Genomic DNA, 15,456 nt, shown 5'->3' with positions numbered 1-15,456 from the left:
TGAAATTTACATAAAATTATTCTCCTATCTTTAGACCATGCAAGAAAAACTAGCTTCCTTTTCCATAAAAAACTGGGCCGATGATGACAGGCCACGGGAAAAACTGGTACAGAAGGGAAGTTTTGTACTTTCCGATGCCGAATTGATAGCAATCTTAATCGGTTCAGGTAGTAGGGAAGAAAGCGCAGTGGAACTCTCCAAGCGTATTTTGGCCTCGGTGGACAATAATTTGAACGAGCTGGGGAAACTTTCCGTCAACCAATTGATGCGCTTCAAGGGCATTGGTGAAGCCAAGGCCGTAAGTATCGCGGCAGCCCTGGAAGTAGGTAGGAGAAGACGACTGGAGGATACCTCAAAAATTGTCAAGATACAGAGTAGCCATGATGTGTTTGAACTACTGTATCCGTTGATAGGGGAGCTTCCGCACGAAGAGTTTTGGATTGTATACCTTAACAATTCCAATAAGGTGATCCATAAGTCGCAATTGAGCAAGGGGGGCATTACGGGAACGTTGGTAGATGTGCGATTGGTGTTGAAGCAGGCCTTGGAACTTGGTGCAGTGGGGATTATTTTGGCGCACAACCATCCTTCGGGAACCTTAAAACCCAGTGCAGCGGACAAACAGATTACACAAAAATTGAAAACAGCCTCCGAGGCTTTGGATATACAGGTATTGGACCATCTAATCTTGGCCCAAAATGAATACCTCAGTTTTGCAGATAAAGGAATCTTGTAGCCAATGTTGTTAATATTTACCCATAAGGTTACCAATCGTTTAACCTATACGGCCAAACACCTCTTCGAGAGAATCTTGGGAGTGGAGATGGGATTTACCACAAAGGTGGAAGATTTTATCAAGCACAATGGCCCAAAAATGACCTATTCCAAACAGCCGCTGCAGAACGAATTTTTTATCCGAAGCAATGATCTATTGTTTGAGCAGGGCATTAACGATTTGGAAATCAAGGTGTCCGATTGGGATGGAATTCCCTGTTTTTTCGCCTCAGGAGAGAAAAGCACCATCCCTTTTGATATTTTCTCCGCAAGTTTTTTCCTTTTGAGCCGCTACGAGGAATATCTGCCCCATGTAAAGGATAGTGTAGGCCGTTTCCCTGTAAAGGAGAGCATAGCGTACCAACACAACTTTTTGGAACTACCGGTAGTCGATCTTTGGGCTTACAGGTTATTGGAGGCGCTTCAAGAACGTTTTCCCGATTTGGAGACCAAGGAGAAGTTTTACAATTTCACCTCGATTATCAATGTGACTACTTCGCATGCCTACGCTATGCGGGGCATTTCAAGAACACTTGGGGGTTTTTTGTTGGACTTGGGAAATTTTCGCTTTTGGGAGATTTGGAATCGTCTCTCAGTATTGCTTAGGATTAAAAGGGACCCTTACGACAATTTTTTTGATTTGGTGGAAATCCATAAAAAGTTCCCTATTAAAACCATGTTCTTCTTTCAGTTTGCCAAGCATTCGGCCCACGACAAAAATGTTTCCACCAACAACAACAGGTTTCGATATTTGATCAAATCCATTGCCGATTACAGTATCGTGTCACTGAGCACTTCCTTTGTTTCTACATCTGACAAAAATGTGCTTCGGGAAGAAAAAAAACAGTTGGGCAATCTCATCAATAGGCCCATAAGTTACGCCCGACTTCGTTATAACAAAGTGAATGTCCCCATTACCTACCGGAATTTGGTAGAAACCGAATTTACGGACGACTTTTCCATGGGATACACCCACGAGATCGGTTTTAGGGCAGGCACCTGTACCCCATTTTATTTTTATGACATCAATACCGAGGTGAGGCAACCTATAAAAATACACCCCTTTGCCATGCATGATTATGCGTTGGTCAAGTATAAGACCAAAGACCAGGTTTTTGAGAAAATGGATAGGGTATATCGTTTGGTGAAACAGGTGAAGGGAGATTTTGTTTTGGTTTTTTCCAACGAACTGTTGGGAGGAAAGCAACCCTTGGATTGGATGGAGCTCTATCAATCCATGTTAAAGCGTTATTATGTTTGAACATCCCATTACCGACATTTTCTTTGATTTGGACCATACCCTTTGGGATTTTGAAAAGAACTCTGCCCTTACTTTTGCCAAGATATTAGTGGATCACAAGGTAGACATTGATTTGGATGGATTTTTGGAGGTGTATGCCCCGATCAATCTGCAAATGTGGGCCCTCTACCGCAATAATGGAATCAGCAAATCCGAGCTTAGGTACCAGCGGTTGAAGCAGACTTTTGATACTCTTCGTGTTCATGTTTCGGACGAAGTGATCCATGTGCTCGCACACGACTATATCGCGCATTTGTCGTCATACACGCATTTGCTGCCCAACACGGTGCAAACCTTGGATTATCTTTTCCCCAAGTACAAGTTGCACATCATTACCAATGGTTTTCAAGAAGTACAGGAAAAAAAGTTAAGGGGCAGCCGCATTCACCACTACTTTCAAAAAATTGTGGATTCTGAAATGGCAGGGGTTAAAAAGCCAGACCCATACATTTTTGAACTCGCCTTGGAAATGGCAAAGGTCAACCCCAAAAATTCCTTAATGGTCGGGGATAATCTTGAGGCCGATATTTTAGGGGCAAAGGCCATGGGTATGCAGGTGCTGCACTATAATTTCCATAAGGAACCCGATCACGGTGAATCCATCATCATTCATGATTTGATTGAAATAAAAAGCATTTTATAGAGTTATATTTAAGTGGTTAACCACATTATTTGACACTGGAAAATGCATTCAGCTATGAAAAGATTGCTCTATGGCGTAGTTCTGCTCGCGGGTTTCCTTTGCGTAACAACTTCTTGTACCGAGGAACAGGACTTCAGTCAAATTGATGATTTGTCCATTACTCCGATCTTGGCTTCAGGAATTTTCTATTTGGAATCCGATGAGGATACCATTAACTCTGCCAGTTCGGGAGGCCCATTTTATACTCGGGAAGTAAATTTTGATGCGTTTAGCCAAGACTACGTGGCGGAACGTTTGCTGGAGGGGACCATTACCTATGAAATGGAAAACACGACAAGCAAGCCTGTTCGGATACTCATTGAATTTTTGGATGAGGGGGGAACGGTGCTGGACATGGAGGTACTCGATATTTCGGCAGACCCTTCAGGTGTAGTTACAAGGGATGTGTTTTATGGGCCCGGAGGTAAAAGTCTGGATATCCTTGCCAATACCTATAGTTTGCGAATTAGGGCACTTAATTTGGGCGATACCTCCAGTGTTTCTTCACAGGATGACCCGAAGGTGATCCTAAGGTCGGGAGCTGAATTTTTATTTGAACTCCAATGAGAATACCGTCCGGACTACTTCTTTTTGCGCTGCTTTGCAACGTACTGGCTACGGCGCAGAACAAACAATTACTCTACGATTTCAATGAAATCCCACAGTCTTTGATGGTAAATCCAGGGGTAAAGACTTCCCAAAAATGGCATGCGGGCATACCTGTGCTATCAGGCTTGGCATTTCAAGGGGCCACCAGTGGCGTTACCGTAAACGATTTGTTCGCCAACGATGGGGTAGACTTTACTACCAAGGTGAGGGAACGCCTCTTGGACGTGATGAGCGATAGGGACGATTTTAGTTCCACCAGCCAAATAGAAGGTATTACCGTAGGTTTTAGGGGAAGAAACAGGCCAGATACCTATTATTCCTTCGGAATGTATGGCGAGATGGATATAATTTCCTATTGGCCCAAAGACTTGGCTATTTTGGCCTTTGAAGGAAATGGGGGCAACAATATTGGTAGAAGTTTTGATCTAGGTGACTTGAATCTCAGGGGCGAAATGATCAATGTGTTCCATTTTGGCATCAATAAAAAAATAGACAACAGCCTTACGATTGGCGGAAGAGCCAAAATCTATTCCAGTATCTTCCAGTTCCAGTCCATACGTAATTCCGGTTCCTTTGTTACAAGGCCTGGGCAGAACAATATTTATGAAAGTGCCATTAGTGCCGACATGCAGTTGCAAACTGCAGGCATTAGGGGCTTTTATGATATTGCCGAAGAAGATACCGGAACTACACAAAAAGATGTAACCAGTTTGTTTACCGAACGCGTATTGTTGGGGGGTAATTTGGGGCTAGGCCTTGATTTTGGCTTCAGTTACAACTTGAATACACAGACCACCATTACAGGAAGTATTTTGGATGTAGGATTCATAAGCAATTCCAAAGATGTTTGGAACTATACCCTCAATGGGAGTACAACAACAGAGGGAATAACCGTATTTCTTCCAGAGGACATCAACAATGTAGACAACGACCTTTGGCAAGAACTGCTGGACGATATTGAGGAAGAATTGCCCTATGGCGAAAACGATTCGGGTTATATTTCGTGGAGACCTGTCAAACTGTATGGATCCGTTCGGTATGATTTCGGTGAAGGCGGACGAGGTTCGGTATTCGAGAATTGTGGATGTGGCGTAAACGTGGATGGAGGAAACAATCGAGATTATTACAGGAACAGCGTAGGCGGACAGTTGTTTATGGTAAAACGGCCCAAGGGTGTGCAAGCGGCGCTTACAGGGTTTTATCAACGGAGCTTTGGTAGGGTGCTTTCATTAAAGACCACATATACCGTAGATAAATATACCTTCACAAACGTTGGATTGGGAGCCAATCTACAGCTGGGCCCAATCAATTTTTATGTATTGGCCGATAATCTTTTGAGCTACTCCAATATAGCGGACAGTCACTATGCTTCTTTACAGTTCGGATTTAATATTATATCTTGGAACAATAATTGATTATAGTTCTGTATGAAATCGAAATTTGTCTACTTTGTACTGATTGTGCTAATGTTTGGCAGTGCCGCGAATGCTCAGTTAAACGATTACAAATACATAATCGTTCCTAAGAAATTTGAGGAGTTCAGGTCCGAAAATCTATATCAGACCAGTACCTTGATCAAGTATTATTTTGAAGAGAACGGTTTCAATGCCATCTATGATGATGAAATGCCAGTTGATTTAGCAGGGAATCGATGCTTGGGGCTGACAGTAGATTTGATCGATGAATCTACCATGTTCTCAACAAAACTGGCCATAGCCCTTATTGACTGTAATAATCAAGAAGTTTTTCGATCACTGGAAGCAAAAAACCGTATAAAGGAGTATAAGGAAGCCTATAGGGATGCCATCCAGAATATCTTTGTGTCGTTTGTAGGCATGGATTATGCCTATGAGCCCAAAGAAGAGGTTGAAGAGCCTGCAACCATAGTGGTCAGCTTTAGGAATGACGTAAAATCGGTGAAGGAGGAATCTAACGAACACGTACTGGAGCAAAAGGCAACCACTGAAGAGCAGGTGTACAAAAGCATCGAGCCAAAGCCTACGAACATTGTTAGGGAATCGAACCCGACCACAGAGGCAGACCATGCTTCCCTTCCAGAGGGATTGCTATATGCCCAACCCACAGAAAATGGTTATCAGTTAGTTGATAGCACGCCCAAAGTAGCACTCCGATTGGAATCTACCTCAATGGACAACGTATTCATGACAACCTATATGGGCAATAATGCCGTCGTCTTTGAAAAGAATGGAAAGTGGTTGTTGGAGTATTCCGATAATGGGCAAAAAGTCCAGAAAGAGCTACAGATCAAATTTTAAAAATCGTACTTGTCCTTCCACCTCTTTTTTAGGAAGTCCCGCATGGCATTCTCCCTAGGATTATTGCCAGGCTTATAAAATGTAGTGCCCGAAATCTCATTGGGCAGAAACTCGAAGTCCACAAAATTATTTTCGTGGTTGTGTGCGTAATCATAGCCTTTGCCATAGCCCAAGTCCTTCATCAATTTGGTAGGTGCATTTCGGATGGCCATGGGTACGGAAAGGTCCCCAGTCTGGCGAACGGTCTGTTGTGCCTTGTTGATGGCCATGTAACTGGCATTGCTCTTCAGGGAACTTGCCAAATAGGTCGCACATTGGCTCAAGATGATCCGTGCCTCGGGAAAACCGATAGTGGTTACGGACTGGAAGGTAGTATTGGCCAAGACCAAGGCCGTAGGGTTGGCATTGCCTATATCTTCGGAAGCCAAGATGATCATCCTCCGCGCTATGAACTTTACATCCTCGCCACCCTCTATCATTCTGGCCAGCCAATACACCGCAGCATTGGGGTCACTGCCCCGGATACTTTTAATAAAAGCTGAGATGATATCGTAGTGCTGTTCGCCCGTTTTATCATAGAGTACCGTGTTCTTTTGGACCTTGTTCAACACTAATTCATTGGTTATGCTGATGTTGTCCCCGCTTTCAGAATTGATCAACAGCTCGAAAATGTTCAGCAACTTCCGCCCATCTCCGCCCGAAAGGCGTAACAAGGCTTCCGTTTCCTTGAGTTCAATTTTTTTCTTCGATAGTTGGACGTCCGTTTTAATGGCGCGCTCCAAAAGGGCTACCAAATCATCTTTTCCAAACGGATTTAAGGTATAGACCTGACATCTGGACAAAAGTGCCGGGATGACTTCAAAACTTGGGTTTTCCGTGGTGGCACCGATAAGGGTAACCCAACCTTTTTCCACTGCGCCCAGCAAGGAATCCTGTTGTGATTTGCTGAACCTATGGATCTCATCAATGAAAAGGATAGGATTTTTTGCGGTGAACAAACCGCCACTCTGCTTTGCTTTTTCGATAACCTCGCGAACATCCTTGACCCCGCTGCTAATGGCACTTAGGGTGTAAAAGGGACGTTGGCTTTCGGAGGCAATAATGTTGGCCAAGGTTGTTTTGCCCGTTCCGGGCGGTCCCCAAAAAATAAGTGAGGGGATAATACCGTTCTTGATTTGGTTGGTAAGTGCGCCTTGCTGGCCCACCAAATGCTGCTGACTGATGTAGTCCTCCAAGGTTTTGGGGCGTATGCGTTCTGCCAATGGTTCGTTCATACCTCAAAAATAAAATAAAATTGATGGTATCTTGTGCTAGTTATAGAAACGATTTTCTGGCCTTGCCTGACAATTTGTATCTAAGGGTTGGTATGGCGGGATGTTTGATTTACGGTTGATATGGATTCACATGCACTTAAGTTTTCCAATGCAGTTGTGTTGGCGCCATTGGTGGCCATACTCTCCATATGGATAGTGTTCTGGGCCGAGGTCCAGTTTGGCATCAACCTGAACGACTATGGGATTTATCCACGAAGGTTATCTGGACTTCGGGGTGTGTTTTTTAGTCCGTTCATCCACGGTTCCATTGAGCATCTGTACAACAATACCATTCCGTTGGCGGTATTGACCGCTTTTCTGTTTTACTTTTATCAGAGTGCGGCTATAAGGGTTCTTTTATTCGGAACCTTGCTCTCTGGTTTGCTTACATGGTGTATTGCGCGGCCATCCTATCATATTGGGGCCAGTGGTGTAATCTATCTTTTGGCCAGCTTTATTTTTTTCAAAGGGATTTTGGCCAAAAATTATCGGTTGGTAGCGTTGTCCTTGGTCGTTGTTTTTGTTTACGGTAGTATGATATGGTATATTTTTCCAGTAAAGGACGGTATTTCGTGGGAAGGTCACTTATCGGGCTTTGCGATGGGATTGGTCTTTGCCTTGGTGACAAAGGTTCGGCTTCCGGAAGTGCGAAAATATGCTTGGGAACGCGATGATTATAATGAAGCCGACGATCCTTTTCTCCAACATTTTGATGAGCATGGCAATTTTATAGAAACCAAACCCGATACAACCGAAGAAACTATTGAAATAAGATACCACTATAAAAAATCCGAAGAGGATTGATTTTAGGAATTCCGTTGCCGGACCACCTCGTACAGGAATACGCCACAAGCTACGGAAACATTCAATGAACCGATTTTGCCCTTGAGTGGGAGTTTTGCCTGATGGTCGATTATCTGTAGGGTAGAGGGGGAGATCCCCTTGTCTTCGGAGCCCATGATAATAGCGGTAGGGCGGTTAAAGTCAATTCCGTAAATTTCATCCGTTGCCTTTTCAGTGGCACCTGTCACCACAATCCCAGAAGATTGCAGGTAGAAAACAGCATCCTTTAAGTGGTCTACCTTGGCAATGGGAACATTAAAGGCGGCCCCAGCCGAGGTTTTGACCGTATCGTCCGTAATGGGAGCGGCCCCATTTTTGGGAATGATGATGCCATGTACACCACAGCATTCGGCGGTTCGGATAATGGCACCAAAGTTCCGTACATCGGAAACCTGATCTAATAGCAAGAAGAAAGGCATTTTTTCTTTGGAGAGAACCTGTTCCACCAATTCCTCAAAAACATGAAATTGTACTGGGGATATTTGGGCCACCACCCCTTGGTGGTTGTGGTTTCGGGTAAGGCGATTCAACTTTTCAATGGGAACGTAGGATAAACTGAGACCACTTTTTCGAACCGTGGATTCGAGTTCCTTGAAGAGTTCACCCTTGAGCCCTTTTTGCACAAAAATCTTATTGATAGGTTGGTTGGCCTGTATGGCTTCCATAACGGCACGGATGCCGTAAATCGATTCTGTTTTTTCCAATTGCTTTAAAATAAAAAACCCACTGACCAAAGGTAGTGGGTTTTTAGTTATTTGTGTATTCGTTATGAATTTAAAACTTCAATGATTTTTTTCAAATCTTCAATGGAGCGGACTTTCATCTTGTTGTCTTTCAAATAGGCTTTGATTTTTTCTTTGTCCTTTCCTTCAAGAACCTTTAAAATCTTTCTATTGGAAGTTTCTATTTCATCTATTCTGTTGCCTCCTTCTTTTTCGATATAGTATTCGGTGAAGTGTGAAAATTTATTGGGTGTTGCCTTTACAAAGGAATTAGCAGCTGGAGATCCTTCTGTGTACTTCACCTTTGTTCTTTGGTAAAGATTATAATTTTCACCATCTATAAGTTCCAGAAGATAACCGTTCATGGTGTTGTTGCCTTTATCAATGAAGGTCTTGAAGCTCAATTTTTTTCCATCTTCAAGAATTGCCAAGGATTTATCCCTGCTCAAACTTCCAACTCCAGTGTCAGCGATGGAAGTCTTTATCTCTACTTCTCCATTATAAGCATTGTAGCGGTAATAGAATTCTCCGACTCTTTCACCTTTGTCAAAAAGGACTGTAGGCTGAAATTTATCCGAGGTATATGGTGAGCCCTGGAAATCGTCAACATTCAACTTAGTGTTTTTCTCTTCCATCATGGAGCCTGTAATATACCCTATGGCAGCCGTACTGGCACCTCCTGGCCCCCCTTTACCAGCAATTACCGGAGATTGGCCTGCGAATTGGGCTACAGCAAAAGAACTGGATATCAGTGTAATTATAAATGTTAGGTTTTTAATTGATTTCATGCGTATATTTTTTGTTTGTCTTGTCAAAATAAGGAAAACGAAGCAAAACTATGTTAAGTAGATTATAAATTTTGTGCTATGCTCAATAACAAGTTTAATAACATGATTTCGCACTTTTACCCAGCTGAATATTTGATTTATGTTAAAATCAAACCCCTATGCGGCGCATAGGGGTTAAGAATAATTTTATGTTAGAAATATTTCGCGCTAAAGCTTCGTAAATGTCAAAGAAGCCTCGTATGTTCCTCCACATCCGCCGTCTGGATTAAAATCTTCGATAAGAATTGTAAATTCTGTATCATCTTCCAAATCGTATGGAATGTTAGCGACTGCAGTTTGACCTATACTTCCATCACTGCATCCAAGACCTCCTTCAGTAATGGCACCTGTGAAATTTTGAATTTCACCACAGACCAAATCAAAAGTGAATGCATATGGAGCTTCGAATCCTCCTGGATCATAAGCAAACTCTATAGTTCTTGCTGTACCCGAGGATGCTGTTACCATAACTGAAGGCTGGGTAAATCCGTCTTCTATTCCGAAGGGTCCGGAGCCACTAGTCTGTGTAATGGAATACTCACCAACGAAATAGTCTTCTGGTACAGGGCAAATGACCAAAGGGGTATACAAGAAGGGTGAACTAAAGAACGAACCTGTTAACGTACCTGTATTGTCTGCAAACGAATATCTTCTGCCATCTGAAAGCACAAGTTCAAACCTTACGGTGAACTGATCGCCACCAGTAATGTCTGCATCGGTTCTGTTTACGAATGCTAGCATATCAGATAACGGAATGGAATAGCTGAATCGAGGCAATCCAAAGGGTCCGTTGGTAAATTCCGAAGATGCTACTGTTCCATATAAAGCTTCATCTACATCCGTTCCAGGGCCAACTGTTTCTGTGTTGTCCCTAAATCCGAGATAAACTTCCACTTGATCAACTAACGCACCATTTTCCTGATCTTGTATTTCAAGTTCCACAGAAAAACCAGCGGTATCATCGCCAATGGGCAATTCATTTGAGATTAAGTTTGCTGTTCTCAGCACAGCACCTCTTTCGGTTCCGTCGACAACCTGGTCAACTACCGTATCGCTGTCCTCACAGGAGGTGGCCAATAAGGCTACGCCTGCGAACATTATAGTTATATATTTAAACCAATTTTTCATATCGTCTGTTTTTATTTTTTAGTTAGCAGGTGGAAAGGTTGGACTTGCCGGATTGGTATCCCAGAATACCTGCTGTGTCAGCGTTTGTTTCTGCGTAAGCGAAGGGTTGGTCACCACTTCGTTCTGCGGATAAAGGAAGGTTCTTGGGAACGGTCCCGGATTTAGTTCCCAGTTAGGCAATACCGTTGTTGGGTAACCCGTTTTCCTGTAATAGTTATACGCTTCCGTAGCTCCACCAAACAAGGTGGTAAAGTACTGCTCAGCAAAGATGTTCTCCTTGTCATCCCCGGTGGCTGCATTGAAATCTGCAATGATACCGTCTATGTAGGCGGTCACTTCAGCTTCGGTAGGGGCAACAGAAAGGTCTGCGTTGGCATCCAATGAACCAAAGGATTGTACCTTGGCAATGGATTTTTCCAGACCACTTCTTAAGAAAGCGGCACGGTCCGTATCGTTGGCGGCCATATCCCCTCTCCAGAAATCCACATAGGAGGAAAGGATGATGGGCTCAATACCGGCCCCTGCGCCTCCTCTTCCAAGACCAACAGTACCAAAACTACTGTCATCAAATCTACCTGCTGCTGGATAAACTCCTACAGCAGTCCTAAAGAAGTTGTCAGGAGGGGTACCCTCATCGTTTCCGTGCGATCTTCCCCAGTAGCCATTGGGAACACTGCAATAGGTGAAACCACCGTCTTGATAGTGCTGTGGCGGAACGGCCAAGGAGCAAGCCAGTGTTTCTTCATTCACTGGTGCATCTGCCCCTGGTGTAGCATCGGTTTGTCTATAGAAATAGTAACGTATGCGTGGATCGTCATTGTTCAACATCAACTCCATCAACCAGTTGGACTGATAAATACCGGCTCCTGAAGGAGTGTAATCAGCAGCATAGTCGGGGTGACGGGTATCGGGCTGTAATTCACTGGTACCATATTGGAACTCGAAATCATCGTCCGCAGAGGAGATGAAATTGCCTCCAGCAATAACAGCATTGAAATTGGCCGTATCACCTGTGGTCACATAGGCTTTCAGCCTAAGGGTATTTACTAATTTCAACCACTTGGAGGTATCACCATCGTAAAAGAAATCGGTCGCACCCAAGGTCAATGGACTTCCGGACAACAAACTTTGGGCCTCGTTCAATAATGAGAGTGCTTCAGCATAAACAGTGGCGCCATCATCCAAGGTCGGTGCCGGAAATTCATCCGGGCTGGAAGCTTGGCTAAGCGCAGTTTCACCCAGATAATCCACCAACAACATCAACATGTGCGCCTGTAGTGTTTTGGATACTCCTAAATGGAAGGAATAATCGGTGTCGCTTTCCGCATCGATGGCCTCCAGCGTATTGATGTTGGTAAACATCCCTACTTGTACACCTGTACCGGGGTCATTGGTTCCACTACTGTAGGTCCTGGACCACACCGCATTAAAGGTATCCCCGGGATAGTTGTTGAAATAATCCCTACCGAACATATAGTCGATACGGGTGAGTTCTGCTCCCAAGTCGCTCATCACATCCATATTGGAGGCGTAGGCCAACTGTATGGAGTTCAACAAGAGGTTAGGGTCTGCCTGATCGGCAGCAAGATCGTTTGGACTTACCCTTAAGTCCAGATCGGTCGTTTCACAGGCGGTGAAAGTCAAGCCTGCAAACAAAACCAGCGAAATATATTTTAAATAATTTTTCATAATGTTATATCATTAACAATTTTTATTAGAACGATGCCCTTACACTGAATCCGTATCTACGTTGCGATGGTCCGTTCATAAAGTCGAAACCACGACCGTTTCCGATACCGATACCGGCTACGTTAGGGTCAAAGTTTGCTCCGTCAGGAGTATTGTAGGCATCATACCACAAGTTGAAACCCTGAGCAGTCAATGTTAGTGCTCCAAATGGAGTTTTGTCCAAGAACTTTTTAGGGAAGGAGTATGACAATGAAACTTCCTGTAAACGAATCACGGATGCATCATAGATTTTCAACTCAGCAGGACCGAACAACAAGTTGCTGAAGTAGTACGTAGAGTTGTTGATCTGAAGATTGTTAGGCTCTCCCGTAGACTGGCTTACACCTGGTAACACGTAGGTATTTTCCCTGTTAGCCGTCTCTGTAATCAAACCACGCCCCAATAGGGTCGCGATGGTGCTCGACATGATGTCCCCGCCTTTCACATGCTGGATCTGGAAACCAAGGCTCCAGTTCTTATAGGAAAGGTTGTTGAAGAAGTTCATGGTGTAATCCGGAATCGCATCCCCAATGATTGGAACGTTACCGTCATTGTCTTGCTCTGTGATCACATAGTTACCACCATTGTTTACCAAGAAGTTGCCGTTTTCGTCACGAGCAACGGCAGTACCTACAATAGTACCCAATGACTCTCCTTTGATAGCGGCGTTCGCACCTACAAATAGGGCAGTACTACCTGCATAGAAGATGATATCCTCTTCTTGTTCCTCAACGATTTCCTCGTTGGCAAAGAAGTTCGTCCTGAAGTTCCAGTTGAATCCATCTTTACCGCCCCTGAAGAGGTCGATACCCAAATCTGCTTCGATACCTTTATTACTGATCTGTCCAATGTTGGACTGTGTCAAGGTAAATCCTGTAGATGGTGGAAGTGGTTGGCTTACGATCAAATCGTCGGTTCTTCTGTCATAATAGGTAAAGTCAAAAGAAATCCTGTTCTGCCAGAAGCGTGATTCAATACCCACCTCGAACTCCTTCAAAAGCTCAGGCTTTAAATCAGGATTGGCCCTAAAGTTGTCCACTTGGTTATTGGTGATCTCACCACCTTCACCATACACTTGGGTGTTTTGCTCAACAACACTTACGGTTGGGTAACCGGTCGGGAAGTTTGCAGAAGTTGCATAACCTGCTCTTAGCTTCAAGTAGTTCAGACCGTTCTCGGACTGTAGCCCCTTGAAGGCTGCTGTAGGCAAGAAAGAGACACTTACCCCTGGGTAGGTCAAGCTCCTGTTTTCTGTAGCTAGGTTGGATACCCAGTCAGTTCTGGTATTCAAGTTCAAGAACAACATGTTGTCATAATCGAAAGATACCTGGCCCAATAGTCCCACAATGTTTCTTTTTTGTGAGAATTGGATGGGCAACTGGTTTTCATAGTTGAAGTGTCTCTTGATTCCGTATACAATCTGTCCTGTACTAGCAACACCTTGCTGGTCGAAGAAATCGGATCGCGCGTTGGCACCTGCAATAAAGGTCATCCCGATTTTTTCAGAAAGATCATAATCACCATTAATGGCCAAATAGTGGTCCCAGATGGTATTGTTGTTGTCGTATGTGTTCAAGAACCCGAATATGGCTTGGGTAAATTCAACACCACCTCGGTTAGAAGAGTTCACGTTTCTTTCATTATAGTAATCCAGACCAGTTCTCCAAGACAATCCCAAGTTTTCGTTGATCTCGTAGTTCAAGGAAGCATTGAAGTTGAACCTGTTGGTCAAGTTATTGTACGTTACGTTTTTGGCCGTCCACCTTGGGTTGATGATATCGTTACCGTTACGGTAGTAGATACTGGAACCATCTTCGGGCTGCTCAAAAGGCAATCCCATAAGGTCCACACTCAAAGGGGTGAACAGTACGTTACCGAATACAGAAAGACCTAACGAACCATTACCTCTACTCGCGGCAATAGGTGGGGTCTTTACATCACTTCTGGCATAGTTGGCCGTAGCCTGAATGCTGAACTTGTTGGAAAGTTTGGATTGTCCACCTACCGAGAAGTTGAAACGGTTAAGTGAGTTGCCTGGCGTAAAGCCTTCTTCATCCAAGTATCCAAGGTTGGCGTTGAATGTTGTGTTGCCATCCTCTGAAGCACCAGCGATATTTACGGAGGTGTTCAACGTTCTACCTGGACGCATAAACTCTTCAACCGAATTGTAAGGTCTCCAGTCATACCTTTGGTTGGCAAACTGTTGTGCCAAGGCACTTGTGCCCGTATTGGGCCCATCAGGGTTCAAGAAAGCGGAAGATGCATAAGGGTGCAATAAAGTACCTTGGTCATCAATGGCCGCTTGGTTGCCCCAACCGGAAACACCATCACGATCGAAACTGGGTCCCCAGTTACTGAAGAACCATCCGAAGGATTGGTCAAAACCGTTACCAAATTGTTGTTGGTAATCAGGTAAGGATGCAAATTCGTTGGTGAACATGGATTGGCTTACCGTAATCTCGGTTTTTTTTGGGCCTGGCTGGCCAGCTCCTGCTTTTGTAGTAATCAGGATTACCCCGTTTCGTCCCAACGTACCATACAATGTGGTAGCGGCAAGACCTTTCAACACTTCCACATTGGCGATGTTGTTAGGGTCGAGATCCAAGAAACGCGAAGGAGCGGGGTTACCGTCCAAAAAGTTTCCAGGGCTGTTGGTGTCATTACTAAAAGGCACACCATCCACAATAAATAGGGCTTGGTTACTTCCACTAAAGGAACTGAAACCCCTAATCGTAACGTTTGTACCGGAACCGGATGTACCACCTCCAGAGGTGATCTGCACCCCCGCGGCCTTACCGTTAAGCACCCTTGCTACGTCACCTTCCGATCTGTTCTCGATTTGATCGGCACCTACCGATGTTACCGAATATCCAAGTGCTTTTTTCTCCCGCTTGATACCTTGGGCGGTAACAACGACCTCCTCAAGGGCTTGGGTGTCTTCCACCATTTGGACGTTGATTACATTACCGGCACCTACAGGTCTTGAGGCAGGTCTTTGCCCGATGTAAGTAAAAAGTAATGTTTGTCCTTCCCTTGCGCTGATGGCATAGTTACCATCAAAATCAGTTTGGGTACCAGTGCTGGTCCCTTCAACGACAATGTTGACCCCAGGAAGCGGCAGCCCATCGGCGTCCGTAACCGTACCTGTAATCGTCTTGTCTTGTGCATAGGATATATGCACAACAAACGCCAATAATAGCGTTAACAATCCATTAAGTTTTGTTCTCATTGTTAAATTATTTGAATTAGCTAGG

13 protein-coding genes are annotated in these 15,456 nt (G+C 44.2%); 7 read left to right on the top strand and 6 right to left on the bottom strand.

What is annotated here, in order from left to right; all coding sequences use genetic code 11:
• The first annotated feature begins 37 nt into the window (after nucleotides 1-37).
• Genes radC through EO130_RS03290 form a run of 6 tightly spaced genes read left to right on the top strand, consistent with a single transcriptional unit; the run spans nucleotide 38 to nucleotide 5,641 of the window.
• Nucleotides 38-736 (top strand): RadC family protein, encoded by a 699-nt coding sequence (gene radC / locus EO130_RS03315; RefSeq protein WP_127140106.1) that lies wholly within the window; start codon nucleotides 38-40, stop codon nucleotides 734-736.
• A gap of 3 nt (nucleotides 737-739) precedes the next feature.
• The gene (locus EO130_RS03310; protein ID WP_127140105.1) at nucleotides 740-2,035 is read left to right on the top strand and encodes a polysaccharide deacetylase family protein; all 1,296 of its coding nucleotides are present in this window, start codon (nucleotides 740-742) and stop codon (nucleotides 2,033-2,035) included.
• Nucleotides 2,028-2,717 carry a YjjG family noncanonical pyrimidine nucleotidase gene (locus EO130_RS03305; protein ID WP_127140104.1) on the top strand — a complete coding sequence of 230 codons (690 nt, stop codon included), beginning with the start codon at nucleotides 2,028-2,030 and terminating at the stop codon, nucleotides 2,715-2,717. The genes EO130_RS03310 and EO130_RS03305 overlap by 8 nt, the downstream gene beginning before the upstream one ends.
• Before the next feature lie 54 nt (nucleotides 2,718-2,771).
• On the top strand, nucleotides 2,772-3,323 hold the full coding sequence (locus tag EO130_RS03300) for a hypothetical protein (RefSeq protein WP_127140103.1): 552 nt from the start codon (nucleotides 2,772-2,774) through the stop codon (nucleotides 3,321-3,323).
• A complete protein-coding gene (locus EO130_RS03295; RefSeq protein WP_127140102.1) occupies nucleotides 3,320-4,780 on the top strand; it encodes a DUF5723 family protein in 1,461 nt (486 codons plus the stop codon). The genes EO130_RS03300 and EO130_RS03295 overlap by 4 nt, the downstream gene beginning before the upstream one ends.
• Before the next feature lie 12 nt (nucleotides 4,781-4,792).
• Entirely contained in the window at nucleotides 4,793-5,641 is an 849-nt protein-coding gene (locus EO130_RS03290) for a hypothetical protein (protein ID WP_127140101.1), read from the top strand.
• Here the strand turns inward: EO130_RS03290 and EO130_RS03285 are convergent.
• Complete coding sequence (locus EO130_RS03285; protein WP_127140100.1) at nucleotides 5,638-6,915, bottom strand: replication-associated recombination protein A; 1,278 nt, start codon at nucleotides 6,913-6,915, stop codon at nucleotides 5,638-5,640. The genes EO130_RS03290 and EO130_RS03285 overlap by 4 nt on opposite strands.
• Nucleotides 6,916-7,035: 120 nt before the next feature.
• Here EO130_RS03285 and EO130_RS03280 point away from each other — a divergent pair, with 120 nt between their 5' ends.
• Complete coding sequence (locus tag EO130_RS03280; RefSeq protein WP_127140099.1) at nucleotides 7,036-7,758, top strand: rhomboid family intramembrane serine protease; 723 nt, start codon at nucleotides 7,036-7,038, stop codon at nucleotides 7,756-7,758.
• Nucleotides 7,759-7,760: 2 nt separating this feature from the next.
• Here the strand turns inward: EO130_RS03280 and rlmB are convergent, their stop codons facing one another.
• The 5 genes from rlmB to EO130_RS03255 form a co-directional block, all read right to left on the bottom strand.
• On the bottom strand, nucleotides 7,761-8,501 hold the full coding sequence (gene rlmB, locus EO130_RS03275) for a 23S rRNA (guanosine(2251)-2'-O)-methyltransferase RlmB (RefSeq protein WP_127140098.1): 741 nt from the start codon (nucleotides 8,499-8,501) through the stop codon (nucleotides 7,761-7,763).
• Between the two features lie 62 nt (nucleotides 8,502-8,563).
• Entirely contained in the window at nucleotides 8,564-9,307 is a 744-nt protein-coding gene (locus tag EO130_RS03270) for a hypothetical protein (protein WP_127140097.1), read from the bottom strand.
• Between the two features lie 207 nt (nucleotides 9,308-9,514).
• Nucleotides 9,515-10,444, bottom strand: a complete 930-nt coding sequence (locus EO130_RS03265) for a hypothetical protein (RefSeq protein WP_164732864.1) — start codon at nucleotides 10,442-10,444, stop codon at nucleotides 9,515-9,517.
• A gap of 48 nt (nucleotides 10,445-10,492) precedes the next feature.
• Entirely contained in the window at nucleotides 10,493-12,163 is a 1,671-nt protein-coding gene (locus EO130_RS03260; RefSeq protein ID WP_127140095.1) for a SusD/RagB family nutrient-binding outer membrane lipoprotein, read from the bottom strand.
• A 25-nt stretch (nucleotides 12,164-12,188) separates the two neighbouring features.
• A complete protein-coding gene (locus EO130_RS03255) occupies nucleotides 12,189-15,431 on the bottom strand; it encodes a SusC/RagA family TonB-linked outer membrane protein (protein ID WP_127140094.1) in 3,243 nt (1,080 codons plus the stop codon).
• Between the last annotated feature and the right edge of the window lie 25 nt (nucleotides 15,432-15,456).

Origin of the sequence: Flagellimonas marinaquae (genome assembly GCF_003992675.1) — a bacterium.
GTDB lineage: Bacteria > Bacteroidota > Bacteroidia > Flavobacteriales > Flavobacteriaceae > Flagellimonas > Flagellimonas marinaquae.
Note: the sequence above shows the minus strand (reverse complement) of the source record. Positions and strands in the feature narration are given on the sequence as shown.

Excerpts from the sequence above, each read along its gene's own strand:
- radC (WP_127140106.1), top strand. The coding sequence starts at position 38 with ATGCAAGAAAAACTAGCTTCCTTTTCCATAAAAAACTGGGCCGATGAT.
- EO130_RS03310 (WP_127140105.1), top strand. The coding sequence starts at position 740 with ATGTTGTTAATATTTACCCATAAGGTTACCAATCGTTTAACCTATACG.
- EO130_RS03305 (WP_127140104.1), top strand. The coding sequence starts at position 2,028 with ATGTTTGAACATCCCATTACCGACATTTTCTTTGATTTGGACCATACC.
- EO130_RS03300 (WP_127140103.1), top strand. The coding sequence starts at position 2,772 with ATGAAAAGATTGCTCTATGGCGTAGTTCTGCTCGCGGGTTTCCTTTGC.
- EO130_RS03295 (WP_127140102.1), top strand. The coding sequence starts at position 3,320 with ATGAGAATACCGTCCGGACTACTTCTTTTTGCGCTGCTTTGCAACGTA.
- EO130_RS03290 (WP_127140101.1), top strand. The coding sequence starts at position 4,793 with ATGAAATCGAAATTTGTCTACTTTGTACTGATTGTGCTAATGTTTGGC.
- EO130_RS03285 (WP_127140100.1), bottom strand. The coding sequence starts at position 6,915 with ATGAACGAACCATTGGCAGAACGCATACGCCCCAAAACCTTGGAGGAC.
- EO130_RS03280 (WP_127140099.1), top strand. The coding sequence starts at position 7,036 with ATGGATTCACATGCACTTAAGTTTTCCAATGCAGTTGTGTTGGCGCCA.
- EO130_RS03270 (WP_127140097.1), bottom strand. The coding sequence starts at position 9,307 with ATGAAATCAATTAAAAACCTAACATTTATAATTACACTGATATCCAGT.
- EO130_RS03265 (WP_164732864.1), bottom strand. The coding sequence starts at position 10,444 with ATGTTCGCAGGCGTAGCCTTATTGGCCACCTCCTGTGAGGACAGCGAT.
- EO130_RS03260 (WP_127140095.1), bottom strand. The coding sequence starts at position 12,163 with ATGAAAAATTATTTAAAATATATTTCGCTGGTTTTGTTTGCAGGCTTG.
- EO130_RS03255 (WP_127140094.1), bottom strand. The coding sequence starts at position 15,431 with ATGAGAACAAAACTTAATGGATTGTTAACGCTATTATTGGCGTTTGTT.